The sequence below is a fragment of the Ideonella margarita genome (assembly GCF_038066635.1).
Taxonomy (GTDB): domain Bacteria; phylum Pseudomonadota; class Gammaproteobacteria; order Burkholderiales; family Burkholderiaceae_C; genus Ideonella; species Ideonella margarita.
The window spans coordinates 162,629-186,085 of the sequence record NZ_JBBUTI010000001.1; the positions used below are offsets into that span (position 1 = coordinate 162,629).

At 68.7% G+C, this 23,457-nt stretch carries 19 protein-coding genes; 4 read left to right on the plus strand and 15 right to left on the minus strand.

Going from position 1 to position 23,457, the window contains the following annotated elements; translation table 11 throughout:
• Positions 1-2: 2 nt before the first annotated feature.
• The 7 genes from gspM to gspG form a co-directional block, all read right to left on the minus strand.
• Entirely contained in the window at positions 3-491 is a 489-nt protein-coding gene (gene gspM / locus AACH00_RS00780; protein ID WP_341397033.1) for a type II secretion system protein GspM, read from the minus strand.
• On the minus strand, positions 488-1,738 hold the full coding sequence (gspL, locus tag AACH00_RS00785; RefSeq protein WP_341397034.1) for a type II secretion system protein GspL: 1,251 nt from the start codon (positions 1,736-1,738) through the stop codon (positions 488-490). The genes gspM and gspL overlap by 4 nt, the downstream gene beginning before the upstream one ends.
• Positions 1,739-1,825: 87 nt before the next feature.
• Positions 1,826-2,842: a type II secretion system minor pseudopilin GspK gene (gene gspK / locus AACH00_RS00790; RefSeq protein ID WP_341397035.1), complete on the minus strand. Its 1,017-nt coding sequence runs from the start codon at positions 2,840-2,842 to the stop codon at positions 1,826-1,828.
• Positions 2,839-3,624 carry a PulJ/GspJ family protein gene (locus tag AACH00_RS00795; protein ID WP_341397036.1) on the minus strand — a complete coding sequence of 262 codons (786 nt, stop codon included), beginning with the start codon at positions 3,622-3,624 and terminating at the stop codon, positions 2,839-2,841. The genes gspK and AACH00_RS00795 overlap by 4 nt, the downstream gene beginning before the upstream one ends.
• A 14-nt stretch (positions 3,625-3,638) precedes the next feature.
• Complete coding sequence (gspI, locus tag AACH00_RS00800) at positions 3,639-4,028, minus strand: type II secretion system minor pseudopilin GspI (protein ID WP_341397037.1); 390 nt, start codon at positions 4,026-4,028, stop codon at positions 3,639-3,641.
• A gap of 4 nt (positions 4,029-4,032) precedes the next feature.
• Entirely contained in the window at positions 4,033-4,503 is a 471-nt protein-coding gene (locus AACH00_RS00805) for a pilus assembly FimT family protein (RefSeq protein WP_341397038.1), read from the minus strand.
• Positions 4,504-4,549: 46 nt separating this feature from the next.
• The gene (gene gspG, locus AACH00_RS00810; RefSeq protein WP_341397039.1) at positions 4,550-4,999 is read right to left on the minus strand and encodes a type II secretion system major pseudopilin GspG; all 450 of its coding nucleotides are present in this window, start codon (positions 4,997-4,999) and stop codon (positions 4,550-4,552) included.
• 87 nt (positions 5,000-5,086) lie between these two features.
• Here gspG and AACH00_RS00815 point away from each other — a divergent pair, with 87 nt between their 5' ends.
• Positions 5,087-5,635 (plus strand): hypothetical protein, encoded by a 549-nt coding sequence (locus tag AACH00_RS00815; protein ID WP_341397040.1) that lies wholly within the window; start codon positions 5,087-5,089, stop codon positions 5,633-5,635.
• A 6-nt stretch (positions 5,636-5,641) separates the two neighbouring features.
• Here the strand turns inward: AACH00_RS00815 and AACH00_RS00820 are convergent, their stop codons facing one another.
• The 5 genes from AACH00_RS00820 to aqpZ form a co-directional block, all read right to left on the minus strand.
• Positions 5,642-6,481: a hypothetical protein gene (locus AACH00_RS00820; protein ID WP_341397041.1), complete on the minus strand. Its 840-nt coding sequence runs from the start codon at positions 6,479-6,481 to the stop codon at positions 5,642-5,644.
• A 70-nt stretch (positions 6,482-6,551) separates the two neighbouring features.
• Complete coding sequence (locus AACH00_RS00825; protein WP_341397042.1) at positions 6,552-8,096, minus strand: malonate--CoA ligase; 1,545 nt, start codon at positions 8,094-8,096, stop codon at positions 6,552-6,554.
• 44 nt (positions 8,097-8,140) lie between these two features.
• Positions 8,141-8,917: an enoyl-CoA hydratase/isomerase family protein gene (locus AACH00_RS00830; protein WP_341397043.1), complete on the minus strand. Its 777-nt coding sequence runs from the start codon at positions 8,915-8,917 to the stop codon at positions 8,141-8,143.
• 54 nt (positions 8,918-8,971) lie between these two features.
• On the minus strand, positions 8,972-10,006 hold the full coding sequence (locus tag AACH00_RS00835) for a Bug family tripartite tricarboxylate transporter substrate binding protein (RefSeq protein WP_341397044.1): 1,035 nt from the start codon (positions 10,004-10,006) through the stop codon (positions 8,972-8,974).
• A gap of 102 nt (positions 10,007-10,108) precedes the next feature.
• Positions 10,109-10,798: an aquaporin Z gene (aqpZ, locus tag AACH00_RS00840; RefSeq protein ID WP_341397045.1), complete on the minus strand. Its 690-nt coding sequence runs from the start codon at positions 10,796-10,798 to the stop codon at positions 10,109-10,111.
• 307 nt (positions 10,799-11,105) lie between these two features.
• On the opposite strand from aqpZ, the gene AACH00_RS00845 reads away from it, so the two are divergent.
• Together AACH00_RS00845 and AACH00_RS00850 are read left to right on the plus strand one after the other, a co-directional pair.
• A complete protein-coding gene (locus AACH00_RS00845; protein WP_341397046.1) occupies positions 11,106-12,908 on the plus strand; it encodes a DUF1800 domain-containing protein in 1,803 nt (600 codons plus the stop codon).
• An 8-nt stretch (positions 12,909-12,916) separates the two neighbouring features.
• Positions 12,917-14,476 carry a DUF1501 domain-containing protein gene (locus AACH00_RS00850; protein ID WP_341397047.1) on the plus strand — a complete coding sequence of 520 codons (1,560 nt, stop codon included), beginning with the start codon at positions 12,917-12,919 and terminating at the stop codon, positions 14,474-14,476.
• Between the two features lie 52 nt (positions 14,477-14,528).
• Here the strand turns inward: AACH00_RS00850 and AACH00_RS00855 are convergent, their stop codons facing one another.
• From AACH00_RS00855 to AACH00_RS00865, 3 genes are all read right to left on the minus strand, one after another.
• Positions 14,529-15,212, minus strand: coding sequence for an EF-hand domain-containing protein (locus tag AACH00_RS00855; RefSeq protein WP_341397048.1), 684 nt, complete (start codon positions 15,210-15,212; stop codon positions 14,529-14,531).
• A gap of 67 nt (positions 15,213-15,279) precedes the next feature.
• A complete protein-coding gene (locus AACH00_RS00860; RefSeq protein WP_341397049.1) occupies positions 15,280-16,164 on the minus strand; it encodes a response regulator transcription factor in 885 nt (294 codons plus the stop codon).
• Between the two features lie 156 nt (positions 16,165-16,320).
• Positions 16,321-17,406: an ABC transporter substrate-binding protein gene (locus AACH00_RS00865; RefSeq protein WP_341397458.1), complete on the minus strand. Its 1,086-nt coding sequence runs from the start codon at positions 17,404-17,406 to the stop codon at positions 16,321-16,323.
• 269 nt (positions 17,407-17,675) lie between these two features.
• Here AACH00_RS00865 and uvrA point away from each other — a divergent pair, with 269 nt between their 5' ends.
• Positions 17,676-23,417: an excinuclease ABC subunit UvrA gene (gene uvrA, locus AACH00_RS00870; protein ID WP_341397050.1), complete on the plus strand. Its 5,742-nt coding sequence runs from the start codon at positions 17,676-17,678 to the stop codon at positions 23,415-23,417.
• Positions 23,418-23,457: the final 40 nt, after the last annotated feature.

The window sequence follows — 23,457 nt, forward strand, 5'->3', positions numbered from 1 at the left end:
ACTCAGGCCGCTCCAGGCAGGCTGACCACCACGGTGCCCGACAGGCCGCCGTCGACCCGGCGCAGTTGCACCTCGACCGGCCGGCCACGGGCGCCCTGGCGGACTTCCTGCAGCCAGGCGCGCAGCTGGTCGGCGGTGGCGCCGGTGAGCGTGACCGTCGCGCGATCACCGATGACCGAGAGCTTGGCCTTGTCGCCCAGCCGCTCGGTGGCGGCCTTCAGCGCGGCGGCTGATTGCGATGCGTCGACCGGCGGCTGGCCTTTCAGCTCATGCGCTTCGGTGGCCATGCGCTGCAGTTGCAGGGTCTGGGTTTCCAGCGCGCGCAATTGCGCGGGGGCCTGCTTCCAGGTGGTCCAGGCCGGCGCAATGGCCACTTGCCAGACGATCAGCACGGCCAGCGCCGCGCCGGCGGCCATCAGGGCCTGGCGTTCACGCACGGCAAGGGCTTGCCAGCGGGCCAGCAGGGCGGGCGGCACAGTCATGCGCTTCATGGTTGGGCCTTGCCCTTGTAAAGAGTGAACTTGCCGGGCTCGGTGTCCAGCGACAGACCAAGCGCACGCAGGCGTTCGCGCAGGCCTTCAACCTCGGCCGGGCTCCAGCCCGTGCTGTTGAGCGTGAGCCGGCCCGGTTCGTACTTCAGCGCATCGGCGGGCCCGCGTGATGGCGGCCAGGCGGCTTCCGCGGCATACAGCAGCGGCTCCAGGTCGGTGTCGCCCGGCTTGCCAGCCAGCGTGCGCAGCAGATCGAGTTCCTTCTGCATCTGCACCGGCGCGTCGATCACGGCGCGCACCTGAGGGAAGGTGGTTTGCAGCAGGGCGGTGACGGCCAGCTTGCGCTCCGTCACGGCCTGGCGCTGCTGCCAGGCCCACACATTGGCGCCGATCAGCTGAACGCCCAGCAGCACGGCCAGACCCAGGCGCACCGGGCGCCAGGCTGTGTCGTTCCAGAAGCGGCGGGCGTTGTCACGCAGGGCGCGGCTGCCGCGGTGCTGCGGCGCCAGGTCGAACTGGCGCAGGTTCCAGTCGGTCTGCGTGGCGGCCAGCAGGCTGTCGGCATTGGAGCGGGCGGCCACGGCATGGCCGGCCACCTGCGACGCGGCTTCGGCGGCATCGGGGCTGGCGGTCCAGGTGGACGGGGTGTCGGTGCCGGGCTGGGTGAGCAGCGCGCGGGCGGCGTCGCTGTGCAGCGGCAGCACCACGGCGCCGGCATCATCGCGCCAGGCCAGGCGCAGTCCGGCGTCACCTTCCACGGTGGCTTCGCGGTACACATGCGCCGCCGGTGCGCCGGTCGGGGCCCAGGCGGGCACCACGCGGTCCACGGTCAGGCCGGTGGCTTCCAGCGCTTCAAGCTGTGCCTTGAGCCAGGCCTTGCCCACGGAGGCCACCCAGGCCGGCTCGCCGGCCTTCAGGCTGGGCGAGGCAGCCAGGTGCACGTCTTGTTCGTCTTCCAGCAGTTGCTCTTCGAGCATGCCGGCCAGCGCCATGCGCAGCCGTGCGGCCGGTGCCTTCGGGGCGGTGATGAGGTGCCAGCCCGCGTCATCGGCCGGCAGCACGGCCACCAGGCTCTGGGCACGCGGCAGCTGGGCCACGCCACAGCGGCCATGGGCCTGGCCGGCTGACGTGGCGGCGTCGGTGCTCAGCACCCAGTCGTACTCGGGCGTGGGGCGTGCCGCGGGCGTGTCTGCATGCACGGCAGCCAGCCGGGGTTGCGCTGGCAACTGGACGATCAATGTGGACATGGAGTGGCAGTGGCCTTGGTGACGGACGAAGAGTCACAACCTTCTATTGTGGCGTGGGCAAAGGCCCGTCCGGGGCGGGGGGAACGCTCATTCATGGGACAGGCGGTCTCGGCGCAACACCGTCACATCCTGGCCACGTCGCTGCACCAGCGAGACCTCGCGCAGGATGCTGTCTTCATAGCGCAATTGCCCGGTCACCTCGAAGTGCGAGGAGTTGATGGCGACATGGCGCTCTTCCAGCACCACCTTCTCGGGCAGCAGGGCCTTGATCGCGGCCAGGTTCTCGAAACCCTTGCGCAGCTGCAGCCGCTGCTGGGTCAGGCGCTGGGCGCTGGCGCGGTCGAGGCCGTCGATGGTGGCCATCATCACCTCGACCGAGGCGGTGTTCAGGTTGACCCGGGTGCGCTGCGGCAGGATGGTCACGAACGGCGTCAGCCGTTGCACGGTATCAGCGTCCAGGCCCAGCCAGCGCAGCTGCTCCACGCGCACCGGTCGCAGCGGCGCGCCGGTGGCCACGGCCTCCTTGTCGTCGAGCTTGTCTTCGGCCTCGCTGGCACCGCGCATGCCTTCGGCCAGGCGCTGGGCCACGCCCGAGGGCAGGCTCAGCACCTCGCACAGCCGCGTGATGATCTTCAGCTCGGCCTTGACCGCCTCGTCGTCGTCTTCCACCAGGTTGCGCAGGTTGTAGCGCGACTGCGCATCGGTGATCTGGCCGGACAGAAAGGCATCCAGGCCGGTGTCGCTGGTGTTGTCCTTGTCGGCCGCCAGGAATGTGGACAGGCGAATCTCTTCGAGGCCGGTGGCCCAGGGTTCGGTCAGGCCGTCGGGGCCACCATCGCGGGCGTCTTCCCGCAGGATCAACCGGGCCCAGTCGAGTGCGCCGGTCAGCAGCCAGGTCGATTGGGTGCGGGCGCGCTCGGCGCCTTCCACCTCGATGGCGCGCCATTGTTGCCACACCATGCCCGCCGCGAGCGTGGCCACCAGCGTCACGATGAGCATGGCCATCAGCAACGCAGCACCTTGCTGGGCGCGCCGAGCTTGCCGCCGGAAGGCCGGGCCGCCGTGGCTGATGGCGCAGTGGGAAAAGGCGGTACGCGTTGTCATTGGGCAGGTTGCAGCGCCACGTCGCGCAGCAGGCGGCCTTGCGGCAGGGTCAGCACCAGGCGAATGCCGATGGGCAAGGTGTCGTCACCGCTGTCGGTGTCCGGGAGGGTGGGCACGCCGCCATTGCCATTGGTGCCCGCCGTGCCGGCATCAGCGGGTGGGCTGTTGCCGGGGGCGCCGCCCGGCGGAGTGCCACCACCGGGCGGTGGCTTGGCAGTGCGGTTGCCAGATTTTCCGGTGCTGACGTTGCCGGTGGATTGCGCATTGCTCCAGGTGTTGTCGCCTTGTTGATAGAAGTAGATCTGCAACGCGGCCACGCCGTCGAGCATGGGCAGGGCGTCGGCCTGGATGACGGACCATTGCTGGCTGCGGAACCACCAGTCCTGCAGCTCCTGCACGCGGGTGACGGCCGGCGAGGCCCAGCGGTGGAGCTTGCCCTGCTGCATCGTCCACAACACCAGTTGCAGGCCGTCGCGGTGGCGGCGGGTCAGGCGCAGTGAGCTGCCGTCGAATTTGAGGGTCGGCGTGGCCGGGGTTTGTTGCAGGTGTTCCAGGTCGGCGTCCCATTGCGCCATCACGGTGCCCAGGCGCAGGGTGCTTTCGCTGGCCTGCTGTGCGCCGTCACGCGTGCGCACCAGCCCGTCGATGCCTTGCCAGGCCATGCCGGCCATCACCGCCATGATGAACAGCGCGACCAGCACCTCCACCAGCGTGAAGCCGTGCTGGGCGCGAGGGCGCAGCCGGATGGCGGTGCACTGGCGTAGGTGCGGTTTCGGGTGCATCGTGGGGGGCCGCATCAATACCGCGGCAGCACCGTGGACACGGTGACCACCGGTTGATTCCGGTCGTCGCTCATCATCACATCTACCCGGCGGAAGTTCGGGTTGGGTGTGCCTTGCACGCGCATCTTGCCGCGGAAGGTCTGGGACAACTGCTCACACTCGAAGCTGCTTTCCCCGGTGTCAGGGAAGCGGCGCGCCAGCTTCAGCCCGGTGAGCTGGTTGTCCGCGCACCACTGCGCGCTGGTCACCAGCTTGAGCCGGTCGGCATTGGCGAGCAGCGCGCCGCCGGCCCGGCTGCCCGCAGCCAGCGCTACCGCCACGATGGCCAGCGCCACCAGCACCTCGATCAAGGTGAAGCCGCTGGCATTGCGTGGCAGAGGAAGGGGGGAAGGCCGGTGCGGCATGGTGTCAGCGTGCGCCGGTGTCTTTGTCGGCGATGGGTGCAAAAGGCCCCAGCCCATCGGTGGCCAGCAGCAGTTGCCGGTCTTCGATGCGCAGGCGCACCCGCTGTGCGCCGATCACGGGTTCCGGCCCCAGCTGCAGCGCGGGCGCGCCCACCACTTCCGCGGTGGTGCGCTCATCGAGCCACTGGGTCGGCATGGTCACGGCCGCGGGCAGGCCGAGAAAGGCAAATCCGGGCCGGTCGCGGGCGGGCTGCCAGCGCACGTCCTGGCCAGTGGCGCGGGAGCGCGCACGGGCGCCTTCCAGCAACGCGGCCAGGCGGGCGCCTTCCTCGTCGAGCTTGCTGGCATTGCCGTCACGCAGGGCCAGTGTGGCCATGCCCACGGCGATGGCCAGCAGGGCCACCACCACCATCAGCTCAAGCAGGGTGAAGCCGTGCTGGCGCCGCGGCGCGTGCGTCATCAGGCCCGAGGGCATGCGGGGGTGTTGCAGCAGAGGGCCAGCCCGAAGGCCGGCATTGGCCTCATTGCCAGCTGCCAATATCGGCGTCCTTGCCTTCGCCGCCGGCCTGGCCGTCTGCGCCCAGGCTGAACACGTCGATCTCGCCCTTCACGCCGGGGTTGGCGTACTGGTAGGGGCGGCCCCAGGGGTCGTTCGGCAGCTTCTCGACGTACACCTTCCAGTTCGGCGGAATCACGCCGGTGGTGGGCTTGCGCAGCAGAGCCTCCAGGCCTTGCTCGCCGGTGGGGTAGCGCTGGTTGTCGAGCTTGTAGAGCTTCAGGGCCTGCATCAGGTTGCCCACGTCGGTGCGGGCCGCGGTGACGCGTGCGTCATCGGCACGCTCCAGCACGTTGGGCACGATCAGGGCAGCGAGCACGCCGATGATCACCAGCACCACCAGCAACTCGATGAGGGTGAAACCGGCTTGTCGCAGGCGGCGTTGCACCAGGGTCTTGCGCGAAGAAAAACTCATGGAAGTAAAGAGGCCGTTTTGGGGCCCCGTCTCTCGGGTGGCTTGAATCATAATCGTCGCATGGCTTCCAGATTGTTAACGTTTACCGTGTGGGCACTCATTGCCGCCAGTGCACTGTTCTGGGGGTTCCGTGTGCTTGTCAAACCCGCCCCCTTGCCAGCCCAGGCCCAGACGCCGATGCGCAGCCTCGCCATGGGTGGCGAATTGCTCAAGGTGCTGGGTGGCGCCGATGCGGCCGAGGAGGAGGATGACACTCCCGCCGCGACCCGCTTCCAGCTGCTGGGCGTGGTGGCGCCGGCTGCCGGCCGCCTCGACGGTGGCCTGGCGCTGATCGCCGTGGACGACGGCCGGCCGCGCACCGTGCGCGTCGGCGGTGTCATCGACGGCGACACCGTGTTGCTGTCGGTGGCGCGCCGCTCCATCAAGATCGGCCCGACCGGCGGTCCTGCATCGAACGAGCTCAGCCTGCCTGATCCGTCGTCCAGCGGCCACGCCTCGGCCAACCGCGCACTTGGCGCTCAGCCGGGTGCCATGGGTGCGTTGCGGCCGGGCATGGGTGGCGTGGCGCCGATGCCGGGCGCGCTGCAGGCGCCCAAGGGCGGCAAGGCCGCCGACGGCGAAGACGAAGACGAATAAGCCGCGTCAGCGGCAAGCGGCGGGCGGCTCGGGGTAGAACTCCCAGCCGTAGGGCCCGTCCCGCAGCTGCACGCTGCCTTGCGACGGGCCGCAGTGGCCCTGGCGCTGCCAGTCCAGTCGGGCCGCTGCAGCATCTGCGCGCCAGCTGCGCCATTGAAATTGCACACCCTCCGGTGCGCTGAAACTGAACTGCCGCGACCAGCGCGCACCCGCGCGTTGCCAGAGTGAAATCCGGCTGGTGGCTGAGCCCGGGGCATCGCTGCCAGCCGCCTCGCCGGTGCCAACCACCGCGAGCAAACGCCCCCCCGGTGCCGGCACCGGCAGGTTGTCGAGCTTCAGCGGCTGGCCCTGGGCAGGCACCAGCCACACGCGGGCCGGTTGCTCCGGCAACTGTTGCAGCACCAGGCTGGCTTGCAACTCGTCCACCGCACCCAGAAAGTGGTGCCGACTGGTGCTGTCGTCGGTGAATGCCACCGGCGGTGCGTCGGGGCGTTGCACGGTCAGGCGGGCGGCGTTGCGGCTCACCGAGCCACTGGCTTCGGTCAGGGCCCGGGTTTCCCGAATCTGCAGACATTCCAGTGGCACCGGCCCCGGCGCAGACGGGGGGCTGCCGCCGTGCAGGCAGTCGCGCCACCAGGCTTGCAACACCTCGTTGCCGATGGCGTGTGCTGGCTTGGTGATGCTGAGCCCGAGGCTCAAGGCCGCCATGCTCGTGGCGGCCAGGCCTGCCAGCCGATGCTGCTTGTGACCGGACGCAGGCAGTGCGCATGCCGCCGAAGGGCGCTGCGGCGCCGGGGTCGGCGGCACGAGTACGGGCACAAGCGAGGGCAAGGGCAGGCGGATCACGACGCTCCTGGGCGGCTGGCCGGGGATGAGAGCCCGGCTGGCCGATTGTGCGTCGCCCCGGCCCGTGGGTTCAAGCGGGGTTGAACAGGGCTTTGTGCTGCTCGCGCAACAGGTTCTTCTGCACCTTGCCCATGGTGTTGCGCGGCAGGTCGGTCACCACGAACACCCGCTTGGGCACCTTGAAGTTGGCGATCTTGCCTTTCAGGTGGCTGATGAGGCGGGCGCTGTCGAGTTCGGCGCCAGATCGGGCCACCAGCACGGCCACCACCGCCTCGCCGAAGTCGGCATGCGGCACGCCGATCACGGCGCTCTCGGCCACACCGTCGAGGTCGTTGAGCACGCTTTCAATCTCGGCCGGATAGACGTTGTAGCCGCCGCTGATGATCAGGTCTTTCGAGCGGCCGACGATGGTCACGTAGCCGTCGACGTCGACGCGGCCCACGTCACCCGTCTTGAACCAGCCATCGGCGGTGAACTCTTCGCGGGTCTTCTCGGGCATGCGCCAGTAGCCACCGAACACGTTCGGCCCACGCACCTGGATGCCGCCGATCTCGCCCGTCGGCACCGGCTGGCCCTGGTCATCGTGCACCCGCACACCCACGCCGGGCAGCGGGAAGCCGACCGTGCCGCCACGCCGCTCGCCGTCAGCCGGCAGGCAGGGGTTGGAGGTGAGCATCACGGTTTCGCTCATGCCGTAGCGCTCGAGGATGGTGTGGCCGGTGCGGCGCTGCCATTCGGTGAAGGTGTCCATCAGCAAGGGCGCGGAGCCGCTGATGAACAGGCGCATGTGGCTGCAGGCCTGCGGGGTGAGCCCGGCTTCTCCGAGCAGCCGCACGTACAGCGTGGGCACGCCCATGAAGATCGTGGCTTCGGGCAGACGGGCCAGCACCGCGGCCGGGTCGAACTTGCTGAACCAGATCATCGGGCTGCCGTTCAGCAAGGCGCCGTGCGAGGCCACGAACAGGCCGTGCACATGGAAGATCGGCAGCGCATGGATCAGCACGTCGTCCGGCTGCCATCTCCAGTAGCTGCGCAGCGTGAGCGCGTTGCTCAGCAGGTTGCCGTGGCTGAGCATCGCGCCCTTGCTGCGCCCGGTGGTGCCGCTGGTGTAGAGGATGGCGGCCAGGTCGGTGGCGGCCACCTGTGCCGGCTCATGCGTGTCGGCATGGAAGCTGGCGCGGTCGAGCAGCGTGCCGGTGCGGTCGTCGTTCAGCGTGTAGACATGCGTGGTGCCGGCCAGGAAGGCGATGCGGCTGACCCAGGTGAAGTTCTTGCCCGAGCACACCACCACGGCGGGCTCGGCATTGCCGACGAAGTAGCTGATCTCGCCGTCCTGGTAGGCCGTGTTCAGAGGCAGGAAGACGTGGCCGGCGCGCAGCACGGCGAGGTACAGCATCAGCGCTTCAACGCTTTTTTCCACCTGCACGGCGATGCGGCTGGCGGGCGGCAGGTCGAGCGAATCAAGCAGGTTGGCGATGCGCGCGCTGGCCTGGTCCAGGTCGCGCCAGCTGTAGAAGTGGGTGGTGTCCGGGCCGTCGGCCGGCAGGATGGCCGGTGCGTCCAGGTTGGCTGGGAAGGCGGCGCGCAGCGCGCAGAAGAGGTTGGCGTTGCTCATGTCGGGGGCAAGTTGGAGAAGGGTTGGGCCAGGGCGCGATTCGCTCAGAAGCGCGCGGGCCGCTTTTCATTGAAGGCGGCCAGGCCTTCGCGGTGTTCCGCGGAAGGGGCGTAGGCGTAATGGGGCGCGCGGCTGGCGGGCGTGCCGGCGTCGCCGTTGCCAAATTCGCGCAGCACCTGCTTGTTCAGGCGCATCGCTTGCGGTGACAGCTGCGCCATGCGGCTCGCCACCTGGGCCACCTCGGCGGCCAGGCCGTCGTCGGGCAGCACGCGGGTGATCAAGCCGCGCTCGAAGGCTTCGTGGGCCGTCAGCACACGGGCTTCCAGCAGCAACTCGCGCAGCACGATCGGGCCCACCACCCGGGCCACGATGGCCACTTCGGCCGGGGCCATCGGAAAACCGAGCTTGGCGATGGGCACGCCGAAGCGGCTGGTCTGGCCGCAGAGCCGGATGTCGCAGCAGGCCGCGATCTCCAGCCCGCCGCCGATGCAGGCGCCTTCGATGTGGGCGATCAGCGGCACATCGCAATCCAGCATGGCTTGCAGGGCGGGGGCCACCAGCGCTTCATGGAAGCGCGCCAGGGTGTGGGCCTCGAAGCGGAAGTCGGGGAATTCGGCGATGTCACCGCCGGCCACGAAGGTGCCGGCGGCGCCGCGCACCACCACCACGCGGGGGGCGGTGCGGGGTACGTGAACGCTGAAGACCTCGCGCAGGGCCTGCCACATGGCGGTGTCCAGCGCATTGAGCTTGCCCGGGTGGGCAATCAGGGCATGGGCCACGCCGTGCTCGTCGGGCGGGGTGTAGTCAACAAAACCAGGCATCGAGCAACCAGAAAACGCAGGGGCCCGGAGGCCCGACAAACCAGCGAAGGGCGCTCAGTCGAGCTTGGCGCCGGAGGCTTTCACCACCTGGCCCCAGCGCTTGACCTCGTTGCCCACGAACTTGCCGAAGTCGTCACCCCACACGTTGGGCGTGGCGGTGCCCAGGCCCGTCCAGGTGGCTTTCAGCTCGTCGCTGTTCAGGGCCTTCTTCAGCTCGGCCTGCATTTTCTCAATGACGTCCTTCGGCGTGCCCTTGGGCGCCCAAAGCCCGTACCAGGTGGCGACCTGGTAGGTGGGGACGCCGCCTTCGGTGCTGCTGGGTACGTCCGGGAAGCCGGGCGCGCGCTTGTCGCTGGCCACGGCCAGCGCCTTGATGCGGCCGCTCTTGATGTGGGTGGCCGACGAGCCGAGGCCGTCGAACATCACGTCCACCTGCCCTGCGATCAGGTCTTGCAGGGCCGGGCCGGCACCGCGGTACGGGATGTGGGTGATGAAGGTCTTGGTCTGCAGCTTGAACAGCTCGCCCGCCAGGTGGTGCGAGGTGCCGTTGCCCGCCGAGCCGTAGTTCAGCTTGCCGGGGTTCTTGCGCACGAAGTCGAGCAGGCCGGCCAGGTCATTCACCGGCACCCGCTGCGGGTTCACCACGATGACCTGCGGCACGCTGGAAATCAGGCCGACGGGCACGAAGTCTGACTCGATGTTGTAGTCGAGTTTCGGGTACATGTGCGGGGCGATCGCGTGGTGCACCGCGCCCATGAAGAAGGTGTAGCCGTCAGGCGCCGCCTTGGCCGCCACGCTGGCGCCGACCGTGCCACCGGCGCCGCCCTTGTTGTCGATGATGAACTGTTTGCCCGCGTTCTTGCTCATCACGGCCGTGAGCGGGCGTGCAAAGGCATCGGTGCCGCCGCCTGCAGGGAAGGGCACGATGATCGTCACGGGCTTGGCGGGCCAGCCAGCGGCCGATGGCGCCTGGCTTTGCGCCTGCACGCCGCCGCCCACCAGGGCGGCCAGCGGGATCAGGGCAGCCTGCAGCACAGCCCTCCGGGCGAGGTTGCCGGGCAGGGCGCGGGGCTGGTGGCGTCGGGGCATGCAGATCTCCTTGCGTCGATGAGTTCGACGTAGTGTCGCCCCACTGCCCCGGCAGATCCATCAGGGCTGACCTTGGGGTCCCCTGATGGATCTGGGACGGCGTCAGTCTTCGCTGCGCAGGCCGCGCCAGACGGCCGCCCCCAGCAAGGCGCCAGCGATCGGGGCCAGCCAGAACAGCCACAGCTGCTCCACCGCCCAGCCGCCGACATACACCGCCACACCGGTGCTGCGCGCCGGGTTGACCGACGTGTTGGTCACCGGAATGCTGATCAGGTGGATGAGCGTGAGGCCCAGGCCGATGGCGATCGGGGCGAAGCCCGGGGCCGCGCGGCTGTCGGTGGCGCCGAGGATGATGATGAGGAACATCGCGGTCATCACCACTTCACACACCAGCGCGGCGGCCATGCTGTAGCCACCCGGCGAGTGCGCGCCGTAGCCGTTCGAGGCAAAGCCCTTGGACACATCAAAGCCCGGCGCGCCGTTGGCGATCAGATAGAGCACGCCACCGGCGGCCACCGCACCGATCACCTGCGCCACGATGTACGGCAGCAGGCGGCTGGCCGGGAAGCGCCCGCCCGCCCACAGGCCGATCGACACCGCCGGATTCAGGTGGCAACCCGAAATCGGCCCCAGGGCATAGGCCATGGTCAGCACCGTCAGGCCGAAGGCCAGCGACACACCGTGCAAGCCGATGCCGACACCCGGAAACGCCGCCGCCAGAACCGCGCTGCCGCAGCCGCCCAGCACCAACCAGAACGTGCCGACCAGTTCAGCGCCCAAAGCTTTTTGCATGAAGATATCCCTCCTGTGATCAGGGCCGGACCGGCCCTTTGCGCGGCGATTCTGCGGGCGGAGCCTGGAGGCGTGGAGGGGTGGTTCTTGCCATTCATGGGATAGCGCACGGTGGTGTCGTTGCGTAACAACCCTGGGCTGCGACGTTGTTTGCACCGCAAGCCGATGTAAAGCCACGGTAAGAGCCTGTAGCCAATTGTGTTCGGCGCTCATGGGGGCCTTTCCGGCGCCGATCAGCGCTGGCAGCATCGCTGCCGCTGTGAGGCCGCGGAGGTCGCGACACGGCAAGGCTTCAGGAGTCCTCAGGATGATGTGGGTTGCAACAAGGCGCCGTTCGCTGTGGCGTGCGGCACAGGCGGTGGGATTGGGGTTGGGCTTGGCGGTGCTGTCGGCCTGTGGTGGCGGAGGTGGTGGTGATGCCGTCAATCCGCCGCCCGAGCCCGTGCCCGAGGTCAAGCCGACACGTGCCGAAGCCGCCCGCTTCTTGACCCAGGCCACCTTCGGCCCGACCACCGCGCACATTGACGCCGTGGTCGCCCAGGGTTACGCCGCCTGGCTGGATGCGCAACTCGCCAAGCCCGCCAGCCTCAGCTACGTGAGCTACTGGGACGCCCGCAATGCCGCACTCGGCGGCACCACCGCGAACCCGAAGGCCGGCCAGCGCGAGGTGCTCGATGCGTTCTGGACCCAGGCGGTGTCTGGCGATGACCAGGTGCGTGCCCGTGTGGCGTATGCCCTGTCGCAGATCTTCGTGGTGTCGATGCTCGACTCGGGCGTCGGCAACAACTCACGCGGTCTGGCCAGCTATGCCGACATGCTCGGTGCCAAGGGCCTGGGCCGCTACCGCGACCTGCTGGAATCGGTCGCCCTGCACCCGGTGATGGGCACCTACCTGACCTCGCTGCACAACATGAAGGAAAACACCCGGACCGGCCGGGTGCCCGACGAGAACTTCGCGCGCGAAGTGATGCAGCTGTTCTCCATCGGCCTGGTGCAGCTGAACGCCGACGGCAGCGTCAAGACCAGCGGCGGCAGCCCGGTGCCCACCTACACGCCCAGCGACATTTCCGGGCTGGCCAAGGTGTTCACCGGCTGGAGTTATGCCTGCCCGGTGTCCGACGACAGCTGCTTCTTCAACGGCGTCAGCCGGGACTCCGAACGCGACATCGACGCGATGATCAAGCCGATGCGCTCGTACCCGCAGTTCCATTCGTCGAGCGTCAAGTCCTTCCTCGGCGCCACCGTGGCCGACCAGGGCAGCAACGCTGATCCGGCCGCCAGCCTGAAGGTGGCGCTGGACACGCTGGCGGGCCATCCGAATGTCGGCCCGTTCCTGGCGCGGCAGATGATCCAGCGCATGGTGACCAGCAACCCGAGCCCGGCGTATGTGGGCCGCGTGGCCAGCGCGTTTGCCGCGGGCAACGGCGACATGAAGGCGCTGGTGCGCGCCGTGCTGCTGGACACCGAGGCGCGAAGCAGCAACGGGCTGACGGACCCGTCGTTCGGCAAGCTGCGCGAGCCGGTGCTGCGGCTGTCTGCGTTCCTGCGGGCCTTCGACGCCAAGTCCGATTCCGGCAGCTGGCTGGTGGGCACCACCGACAGCAATACCGACGGTCTGTCGCAAACGCCTTTCCGCGCGCCATCGGTCTTCAATTTCTACCGCCCGGGCTATGTGCCCTCCGGCGGGCAGCTCGGCCTGGCGGGCCTGCTGGCGCCCGAGATGCAGATCACCCACGAAAGCAGCGTCGTGGGCTATGTGAACTACATGTCGATGGCGCTGCAGTTCGGTGTCGGGCAGAACGGCTACGACTACAAGGCGACCCGCCGCGACGTGCAGCCCGACTTCCTGCGCGACACCACGCACGCCCTGCGCACCCTGGCCGCCACCGACGCCGAAGTGCCGGCCTTGGTGGACCAGGTGGCCACCCGGCTGCTGCCGTCGCCGATGCCAGCCGCCCTCAAGGACATCATCGCGCCCGCCGTGCTGTCGATCGCCGTGCCGGTGGCCAACGGAAAGAACCAGGACCAGATCGAATCAGCGAAGCTCAACCGTGTGCGCACGGCCGTGATGCTGACCCTGGCCTCCCCCGAATACACCGTGCAGAAGTGAGCCGCGCCATGCATCACGATCAAGCCGCGCGTCGCGCCTTCCTGCGCCAGCTCGGCGCCTTCACCTCGCTGGGTGCTGCTGCACCGCTGGCGCTCAATCTCGCAGCCATGAGCAGTGCGTCGGCCCAGGCCGCGTCCGACTACAAGGCGGTGGTCTGCCTCTTCATGTTCGGCGGCAATGACGCCTACAACATGTTCCTGCCGACCGACAGCACCTCGTTCGCCAACTACACGGCCGTGCGTGACCAGGCGCCCGATTCCATCGCGCTGCTCGCACCCGGCACGGCACCGGTGCCCACCGCGCAGGTAGCTTCGCCGGCGCGGCTGGGGGGCGTGCTGCCCATCGTGCCGGCTACTGCCCGCACCGCGCCCGGCGGGGGCACGCAGACGTTCGGCCTGCACCCGTCATTGGGCGCGCTGCAAACCTTGTTCAACAGCCAGAAGCGCCTCGCGGTGCTGGCCAATGTGGGGCCGCTGAAACAGCCCACCACCAAGGCCCAGTACGCGACCACCGGCTACCCCTTGCCGGCCAGCCTGTTTTCCCACAACGACCAGCAGAACACCTGGCAGGCCTTTGCACCGGAAGGTGCCACCAAGGGCTGGGGCGGCCGCATGGCGGACCTGCTGCTGTCGCAGAACACGCGGGCCAGCTTCACCGCGGTGTCGGTGGCCGGCAATGCGGTCTGGTTGTCGGGTGACACGGTGCGCCAGTACCAGATGAGCACCAGCGGCGCGGTGCGCATGGGCGCTGACAGCGGCGGCCGCCTGTTTGGCTCGACCACGGTGGCTTCGGCGCTGGAGCGGGTGGTGCGCAATGCGCGCAGCACCCACCGCTTCGAAACCGACATGGCCGACATCCACGGCCGCTCCATTGATGCCGAGGTGGCGCTGCGCACCACGCTCAAGGCGGCGAGCGACCCGCTGTTCGGCACCGCACCGGTCTCTGGCAGCTACAACGCCAACAACGACCCGAAGCTTCAGTACGACAACCCGCTGACCGGCGGCAAGAGCAGCAACAGCCTGGCCCAGCAGTTCCAGATGGTGGCGCGCATGATCGAGGCCAGCAGCTCGTCTGCGCTGGGCATGAAGCGGCAGGTGTTTTTCGTCAGCATCGGCGGCTTCGACAGCCACGACGGGCAGAACCGCAACCAGGCCGACAACATGGCCAAGCTGGCTCAGGCCCTGAAGTACTTCGACGACACGCTCGGCGGGCTCAACCTGCGCAGCAACGTCACAACCTTCACCGCGTCGGACTTCGGTCGCACCTTCACCAGCAATGGCGACGGCACCGACCACGGCTGGGGCAGCCACCACTTCATCATGGGGGGCGCGGTCAAGGGCGGCGATGTGTACGGGCAGGTGCCGGTGCTGTCGGCGCGCAATGCCAACAGCAACAACTTCGACGGCAGCCCCGACCAGATCGGCAACGGCGTGATGTTGCCCAGCACCTCGGTCGATCAGTACGGCGCCACGCTGGGCCGCTGGATGGGGCTGAGCGACGGCGAGCTGCTGTCGCTCTTCCCCAACCTTGCCAACTTCAGCCAGCGCAACCTGGGGTTCATGGCCTGACGTTCGGCCTGACGGGCCATGACCGTCTGGCCTGGCCCGTGTGGCAGGGGCGTCAGGCAGTGACGCTGACGCTGAAGCTGGCCGTGGCGCTGACGTCGGCGCCGCCCATCATGTCGGCATAGCGGCTGGCCAGCTGGTTCAGGAACGCGTTCACGTCGATGCCGCCGCTCTCGGGTGGCTCTGGTGGTGGCCCGTCGCCCTGCCCATGTCCACGCTCGTGCCCGAGCCCCTGCGCCTGGCCCTGCGCCTCGGCCGCGGCCATCATCTGCTCGCGGAACTGGTCGATCTCGTCGGTCGATAGATCACCGCTGCCGTCGCCGTCGATGGCCTTGAACAGGGCCTGAACTTCGCTGCTGGCGCCTTCCAGCCCGAACTCGTCGGCGGACACGCTGCCGCTGTCATCGCTGTCCAGCGACGCGACCGGATCCCCCGGCGGCTGCCCCATCGGGCGGCCCCCGCCCATCTGCTGCAGGCCCGCGAACTGCGCGGTCGACATGTCGTTGCTGAAGCTGGAGGGTGGCGGGCCGTGGTGGCCATGGTGCCCTCCGCGCGTTGCGCTGCCGGTGGCTGACGTGCTGGCCTCGGCATCCGTCGTCGCGGTGGTCGATGCTGCCGCGTAGCTGGCCGATGTGCCGGCAGTGCTGTTGGTGGCGCTGCCTTTGCCGAGCGAGCTGGCCGCCTGTTTCGACAACAGGCTCCAGAGCTGGCTGTTCGATGCATTGGATGAGACGTTCATCGCATCTCCTTTCAAACGAAGGTGGGTGGGTTGGATGGCATGGTTGCCGGCTTGTGGCGCCGGTTCATCAGCGATCGCGGGGGCCTTCGCCCGCCTCGAAGAGGTAACCCACCCCGCGCACCGTCTGGATGACGCGCGGCGCCTGCGGGTTGTCGTGCAATTTCTGGCGCAGGCGCGAGACCATCATGTCCACGGTGCGCGCGGCGTTCGGTGTGGCGCCGGGCGCGGTGTACGGGGCGGTGTCCCCGGGGCTTGATCCGCCATCGCTCACCAAGGCCAGCAGGTGTTCACGGCCCAGCGCGCTGTGCGGCGCACGCAGAAAGGCGCGCAGCAGCCGCATTTCCGGCTCCGACACCTGCACGCGCAGCCCGGTGGGCGTGTGCAGTTGCCGGGTCACCGGGTTGAGCCACCAGCCGCCCACTTGCAGCGGCTCGTCTTGCGGCTCCGGTGTCGGGGCGCTGTCGGCGGTCGGCCGAAACCGCGCCAGGTAGAGCAGGCGCGCCACCCGGGCGCGCAGCTCGCGGGGGTCAAAGGGTTGGGCGATCACTGCGTCGGCGCCCAGCTCGAAGGCCGCCGTGCGGTCGGTGGCGCCGCCGTGGCCCTGCAGCACGATGACCGGCAATGTGGGGCAGCGGTCGCGCAGGCCGCGCAGGCGCTGCCAGGCGTCCAGCCCGTGGCGGGTGCCGCGCTGCGCCCGGGCGTCCGGGTCCATCAGCAGCAGGTCGTGGCCGTCGCGGTGCGCCGTTTCAATCGCGTCGGCGTCCGCCGTGTCATGCACGTCGTGGCCATGCACCTGCAGGCACAGTGCGGCCCAGCGGCGCATGTGTTCGTCTGGCGCCACCACCAGCACGCGGCCCGGTGCTGCGGCCGTGCGGGTGGTGCGGGCGGGTACGTCGGTGGCGGGTCTGGCGGCGGGAGCGTTGCGCGAACGGGGGGTCTCGGAGGCGGGCATGGTGGCAACCTGAAAAGGATTGCCTCGCAGTCTGCCGATGGCGGTTCCAGCGTTTTCCCCCATCAAGGGCCGCGTGATCGCCCTATTTACAGAGCCTTAACGCGCCAGCAACAAAGGCTGCCTGCAGGTGCTGGCCAAGGTATTGTCAGTCCGCGCTCAGCGCTGGAACCGGCCGTCGGGCCCGATGATGGCCAGGTCGGCGTAGTCGAGGCCGCTGTGGTCCTGGGCGCTGAAAGACACGTCCAGACCGCCCAGGTCCACCCGCTGCATGCGCTCCAGCGCCTGAACCAGGCTGGCGCGGTCGGGGTTGCGGCCGGCGCGGCGCAGCGCTTCCACCAGCACCTTCGCGGCTGCAAAACCTTCGACCATCGCCGGGCTGACGTTCTGGATGCCCTTGGCCTTGGCCAGGGCCAGCACGTCCTTGATCATCGGCGTCGAGATCGAGCGCTCGGACGGAAACACCTGGCTGACGATGGTGCCGCGGGCCACATCGCCCAGCTGCTTGATGAATCCGTCCGATGCATTGTTCGACAGCGTCACCAGCTGGGCACGCGAGCCCGCCGCCCGCAGCGCCTTCATGCCGTCGACCACGGCCGTGCCCGAACCCACGTACAGCACGGCCTGCGCCTGCGCATTCACCACCACCGGCGTGAGCTGGCTGAAATCGGGCTTGCTGCGGTCGTAACGCTCATGCGCGGCCGGGCTCAGGCCGGCGGTCTTCAGGGCCTTGAGCGCGCCCTGCACGGCGTCGTCGCCGAAGCTGTCATTCACCTGCACCAGGGCCACACGGGTGATGCCGGTGTTCACCAGGTGGGCCACGGCGCGCTCGGCTTCGCGCTGGTAGGCCGCGCGCACATTGAACACCCAAGGCTGTACCGGCTTGTGCAGCACCATGGCGCCAGTGGACGGCCCGACCAACGGGATGCGGTTGGCGCTCAACAGCGGCAGCAGCGCCTGGTTGTGCGGCGTGCCGCGGGTCAGGAACAAGGCGATCACGCCGCTGTCGATCAGCTGTTTGGCGTTGTCCATCGAGCGCTGCACGTCGAACTGGTCGTCCAGCGTCTGCAGCTCGATCTTCTGGCCGTTCACGCCACCCTGGGCATTCACCGCATCGATCCACAGCAGCGCGCCCTGACGAGCCTCGCTGGAGGTGGCAGCCACCGGGCCGGTCAGCCCCACCGTCTGTCCGACGCGGATCTGGGCCTGGGCCGTTGCGCCGGCCAGTGCCAACGCCAGCACCATCAAGGTCGCACGCCCACGCGCTGCGACCACCCGAACAACCTGGTGGTGAACTTGCCCCATCGTCTTCCAACCTCTTCTTGACTGCTTGTGCCCGAGATTCTGAGGGGATTTCATGACGGCCCGTTGTGGATAGCGCGAACAGGGTCGATCCTGATTTCGCGTCAATCCCGAGACGCCGCTGAACAAGGGCCCGCATCGATGCCCCCGACCGCCCACGCCAGCCTCGTGCATGGCAACATGTCAGGTTCCATGATGTCTTCGTACCTGCCATGTCCGACGGTCTGATTCATATTCGCGGCGCCCGCCAGCACAACCTGAAGAACCTGGACCTGGACATCCGCACCGGCGAGATGACCGTGGTGACCGGCCCCAGCGGCTCGGGCAAGTCCAGCCTGGTGTTCGACACGCTGTATGCCGAGGGCCAGCGCCGCTACGTCGAGACCTTCAGCGCCTACGCGCGGCAGTTCCTCGACCGCATGGACCGCCCGGCCGTAGACAAGGTCGACGGCGTGCCGCCAGCCATCGCCATCGACCAGACCAACCCGGTGCGCACCAGCCGCTCCACGGTTGGCACGATGACCGAGCTGAACGATCACCTGAAGCTGCTCTACGCCCGCGCCGCGCAGCTGTTTGATCGTGAAACCGCGCTGCCGGTGCGCCACGACACGGCCGACACCATCTATGAAGACCTGCGCCAGCGCGCCGCCGCCAGCGGTGACCCGCGCCTGGTGGTGACCTTCCCGGTGGAACTGCCCGCCAACACCACTGCCGAGCAGCTGGAGCAGTGGCTGCAGGCCAGCGGTTTCTCTCGCGTGCAGGCCGAGCGGGTGGTGGAAGACAAGAAGGTGCTGGACGTGGTGGCTGACCGCTTCCGCTTCAGCAACGCCGAGCGGGTGCGCGTGATGGAGGCGATCGAGCTTGGCCTCAAGCGCGGCAGTGGCCGGCTGGCGGTGTATGCGCTGAACGTCGTGCCCTCAGGCCCTGCGGCTGAGGCTCCCGCCGAAGTGGTGGACGGCGACACCCAGCTCTGGCGCTACTCCACCGGCCTGCATTGCCCGGAGAGTGACCTGCGCTACGGCGATCCGCAGCCGGCGCTGTTCAGTTTCAACTCGGCCTACGGCGCATGCGAAACCTGCCGCGGCTTCGGCCGGGTGATCGGCGTGGATTTCGGCCTGGTCATTCCGGATGAGCGCAAGACGCTGCGCAACGGCGCCATCAAGCCGATGCAGACGCCGGCCTGGAAAGAGTGCCAGGACGACCTGGTGAAGTACGCCGGTGAGGCCGGCATTCCGCGTGACACCGCCTGGAACATGCTGTCGCAGGCCCAGCGCGACTGGGTGCTGGAAGGCTCGCCCGCCTGGACGGGCAACTGGAACAAGGCCTGGTACGGCGTGCGGCGCTTCTTCGAGTACCTCGAAAGCAAGTCGTACAAGATGCACATCCGCGTGCTGCTGTCGAAGTACCGCAGCTACACGCCGTGCGGCACCTGCGGCGGCGCGCGCCTGAAGCTCGAAGCGCTGCAGTGGCGCCTGGGCAGTGTCGAGAACGCCAACGCCGTGCTGAAGCCGGCGCTGCGCAATCTGCCGGTGGGCGCACGCTGGAGCCGTGAGCAGCTTGAAGCCCTGCCGGGCCTGAGCCTGCATGACCTGATGCTGCTGCCCATCGAGCGGCTGCGCACCTTCTTCGACACCCTGCAATTGCCCGACGTGCTGCACGACGAGGCGCTGAAGCTGCTGCTCGATGAAGTGCGCAACCGCATCCGCTACCTGTGCGACGTGGGCCTGGGTTACCTCACGCTGGACCGCCAGAGCCGCACGCTGAGTGGCGGCGAGGTGCAGCGCATCAACCTCACCACGGCACTCGGCACCTCGCTGGTCAACACCATGTTCGTGCTGGATGAGCCGAGCATCGGCCTGCACCCGCGCGACATGAACCGCATCGTGCAGGCCATGCACCGCCTGCGCGACGCTGGCAACACGCTGGTGGTGGTGGAGCACGACCCCGCCGTGATGCTGGCCGCCGACCGCCTGATCGACATGGGCCCCGGCCCGGGCGAGCGTGGCGGGCAGATCGTGTTCGACGGCACGCCCTCGCAGGCCCGCCATGCTGACACCCTCACTGGCGCCTACCTGGGCGCCCGCAAGACGGTGGGCATGGGCTTCAAGCGCGCGGTGGTCGACAGCACCCCGCGCCTGATTCTTGAAGGCGCGCGGCAGAACAACCTGAAAGACGTGCATGTGCAGTTCCCGCTGCAATGCCTGACGGTGGTGACAGGCGTGTCGGGCTCCGGCAAGAGCACGCTGGTGCAGGACGTGCTGGTGCCGGCGCTGAGCCGCCACTTCGGCAAGGCCACCGAAACCCCGGGCGAGCATGACCGCCTGCTGGGCGTTGACCACCTGGCTGATGCAGTGTTCGTCGATCAATCGCCGATCGGCAAGACGGCGCGCTCCAACCCGGCCAGCTACGTCGGCGCGTTCGACGAGATCCGCAAGCTCTTTGCCGTGGCGCCGCTCGCGGCCGAGCGCAGCTACACCGCCGGCATGTTCAGCTTCAACGCCGGTGACGGCCGCTGCCCGACCTGCGGCGGCTCGGGCTTCGAGCATGTGGAGATGCAGTTCCTGAGCGACGTGTACCTGCGTTGCCCGGACTGTGACGGCCGCCGCTACCGCGCTGAAATCCTCGACGTGAAGATCAGCCGCGGTGACCGCGAACTCAGCATCGCCGACACGCTGGACCTGACGGTGAGCGAGGCCGTGAAGCTGTTCGCCGCCGATCGCGAGGTGGTGCGCACGCTGCAGCCCATCGTCGATGTGGGCCTGGATTACGTGCGCCTGGGCCAGCCCGTGCCGACGCTGTCGGGCGGTGAGGCCCAGCGCCTGAAGCTGGCGGGTTTCCTGGCTGAAGCCGCTTCCACGCCGCGGCAGAAGCTGGCGAAGAAGGGAACGCTGTTCATCTTCGACGAGCCGACCACCGGCCTGCACTTCGACGACATCGCCAAGCTGATGCGGGCGATGCGCAAGCTGCTCGACGCCGGCCATTCGCTGCTGGTGATCGAGCACAACCTGGACGTGATCCGCGCGGCCGACTGGCTGATCGACCTCGGCCCCGAAGGCGGTGATGCCGGCGGCTGGGTGGTGGCCACGGGCACGCCCGAAGAGGTGCGCCTGCACCCCACCTCCCACACCGGCAAGGCGCTGGCCGAGTACGACGGCGCCTTGGGCGTGAGCGAAAAGATGGTGGCGGCCGATGGCGGCGCCTACCTGGGCAGCAAGCTGCGCGAGCGGCGCGTGGAGGACGAGTCCATCCGCATCGTCAATGCCCGCGAGCACAACCTGAAGTCGCTGAACGTCGACATTCCGCGCGGCAAGTTCAGCGTGGTCACGGGCGTATCGGGCTCGGGCAAATCAACGCTGGCGTTTGACATCCTGTTCAACGAGGGTCAGCGGCGCTACCTCGAATCGCTGAATGCCTATGCGCGCAGCATCGTGCAGCCGGCAGGCCGGCCCGAGGTGGATGCCGTGTGGGGCATTCCGCCCACGGTGGCGATCGAGCAGCGCCTGAGCCGCGGTGGCCGCAAGAGCACGGTGGCCACCACCACCGAGGTCTGGCACTTCCTGCGCCTGCTGTGGGTGAAGCTCGGCCTGCAGCACTGCGTGCACGACGGTGCACCGGTGATGCCGCAGACCGCAGAGAGCATTGCCGCGCAGCTGCTGCGCGACCACATGGGCCAGCACATCGGCTTGCTGGCGCCGCTGGTGGTGAACCGCAAGGGCGTCTACACCGACCTGGCCAAGTGGGCCAAGGCGCGTGGCCACACGCACCTGCGGGTGGATGGCGAATTCCTGCCGGTCGACCCCTGGCCGCGCCTGGACCGTTTCAAGGAACACACGCTGGAGTTGCCGGTGGGCGACCTGGTGGTGCGCGCGGACAACGAGGCCGAACTGCGTCGCCTGCTGGCGCTGGCGCTGGACGTGGGTAAGGGCGTGATGCACCTGCTGAGCCCGCTGGACGGCCTGGCGGGGCTGATCGAGTCGGGTGAATCCACGGCGCAGGTGGGCACGCTGAAGGTGTTTTCCACCAAGCGGGCCTGCCCGCAATGCGGCACCAGCTACCCCGAGCTGGACCCGCGCATGTTCAGCTACAACAGCAAGCACGGCTGGTGCACCACCTGCGTGGGCACGGGCCTGGCGCTGACGCGCGAGCAACGCAAGGCCTTTGACGACAGCGTCAAGGACGATGACAACAAGGGCCGCGAACAGAGCTTCCCGAGCGAGGAGCCGGACGTTGAAGGCGTGGCCGGTGAGCCATGCCCGGATTGCCACGGCGCGCGCCTGAACCTGTCGTCACGCGGCGTCACCTTCGCCCACAAGGCCATCCATGAAGTGGCGCAGTGGTCGGTGCGCGACACGCTGGCCTGGGTGGATGGCCTGGCGCTGGTTGGCCGCGAAGCCGGCATTGCGCGTGACGTGGTGGTCGAGATTCGCAACCGCCTGGCCTTCCTCGAAGAAGTGGGTCTGGGTTATCTGACGCTTGACCGCGCCGCGCCCACCTTGAGCGGCGGCGAGGCCCAGCGCATTCGCCTGGCCGCGCAGCTGGGCAGCAACCTGCAGGGCGTCTGCTACGTGCTGGACGAGCCGACCATCGGCCTGCACCCGCACGACAACGGCATCCTGCTGAACGCGCTGAAGAACCTGAGCGATCGGGGCAATACGCTGGTCGTGGTCGAGCACGACGAAGACACGATCCGCCGGGCTGACCACATCATCGACATCGGCCCGGGCGCCGGCAAACGTGGTGGCCGGTTGGTGGCCCAAGGCACGGCGGCCGACCTGGCGCTGGTGCCTGAATCGCTGACCGGCCGCTTCCTGGCCAACCCGCTGCACCACCCCTTGCATGCGCGCCGGCCGGTGACGGCTGACACGCCCGCCATCCAGGTGCGCGGCGCCACGCTGCACAACCTGCAGCAGGTGGATGCCGACGTGCCGCTGCACCGCCTGGTGGCGGTGACGGGGGTGTCCGGCTCCGGCAAGTCCACGCTGGCCCGTGACGTGCTGCTGGCCAATGTGGCCGCGCTGGTGACGGCCAAGGGCCGCAAGCCGGATGAAGCCGCGGCCTCGTCGGTGCTGCTCACCGGCTGCGCGTCGATCAGCGGCTGGGGCGTGGTGGAGCGCGTGCTGGAGGTGGACCAGACGCCGATCGGCAAGACGCCGCGCTCGTGCCCCGCCACCTACATCGGCTTCTGGGACGCCATCCGCAAGCTCTTCACCGAAACGCTGGAGGCCAAGGCCCGTGGCTACACGGCGGCGCGCTTCTCGTTCAACACCGGCCAGGGGCGTTGCCCGGCCTGTGAAGGGCAGGGCATGCGCACCATCGAGATGAGCTTCCTGCCCGATGTGAAGGTGCCTTGCGATGTGTGCCACGGCCAGCGCTTCAACACCGAAACGCTGGCGGTTACCTGGCGCGGCAAGAGCATCGGCGATGTGCTGAACATGGAGGTGGATGAGGCGGTGGAGTTCTTCGCCTCGATGCCGTCCATCTCGCATCCGCTGCAGCTGTTGAAGGATGTGGGCCTGGGCTACCTGACGCTGGGCCAGCCGTCGCCGACGCTGTCGGGCGGTGAGGCGCAGCGGATCAAGCTGGTGACCGAGCTCAGCAAGGTGCGCGACGAGTTCATGTTTGCGCCGGCGGCTGCACCGGGTGATGCACCGCGGCCGCGCCGCGGACCGAAGCCGCCGCACACCCTGTACGTGCTGGACGAGCCGACCGTGGGCCTGCACATGGCCGACGTGGAGCGCCTGATCCATGTGCTGCACCGCCTGGTGGACGGCGGCCACAGCGTGGTGGTCATCGAGCATGACCTTGACGTGATGGCTGAAGCCGACTGGGTACTCGACCTCGGGCCGGACGGCGGCATCGCGGGTGGTCGCATCGTGGTGGCGGGCACGCCGGAGCAGGTCGTGGCGCAGGGCACACACACCGGGCGAGCACTGGGGCCGGTACTGGCACGCTGACGTCACAATCGGCCGCAACCACAACGTGTTTGTCGTGCCG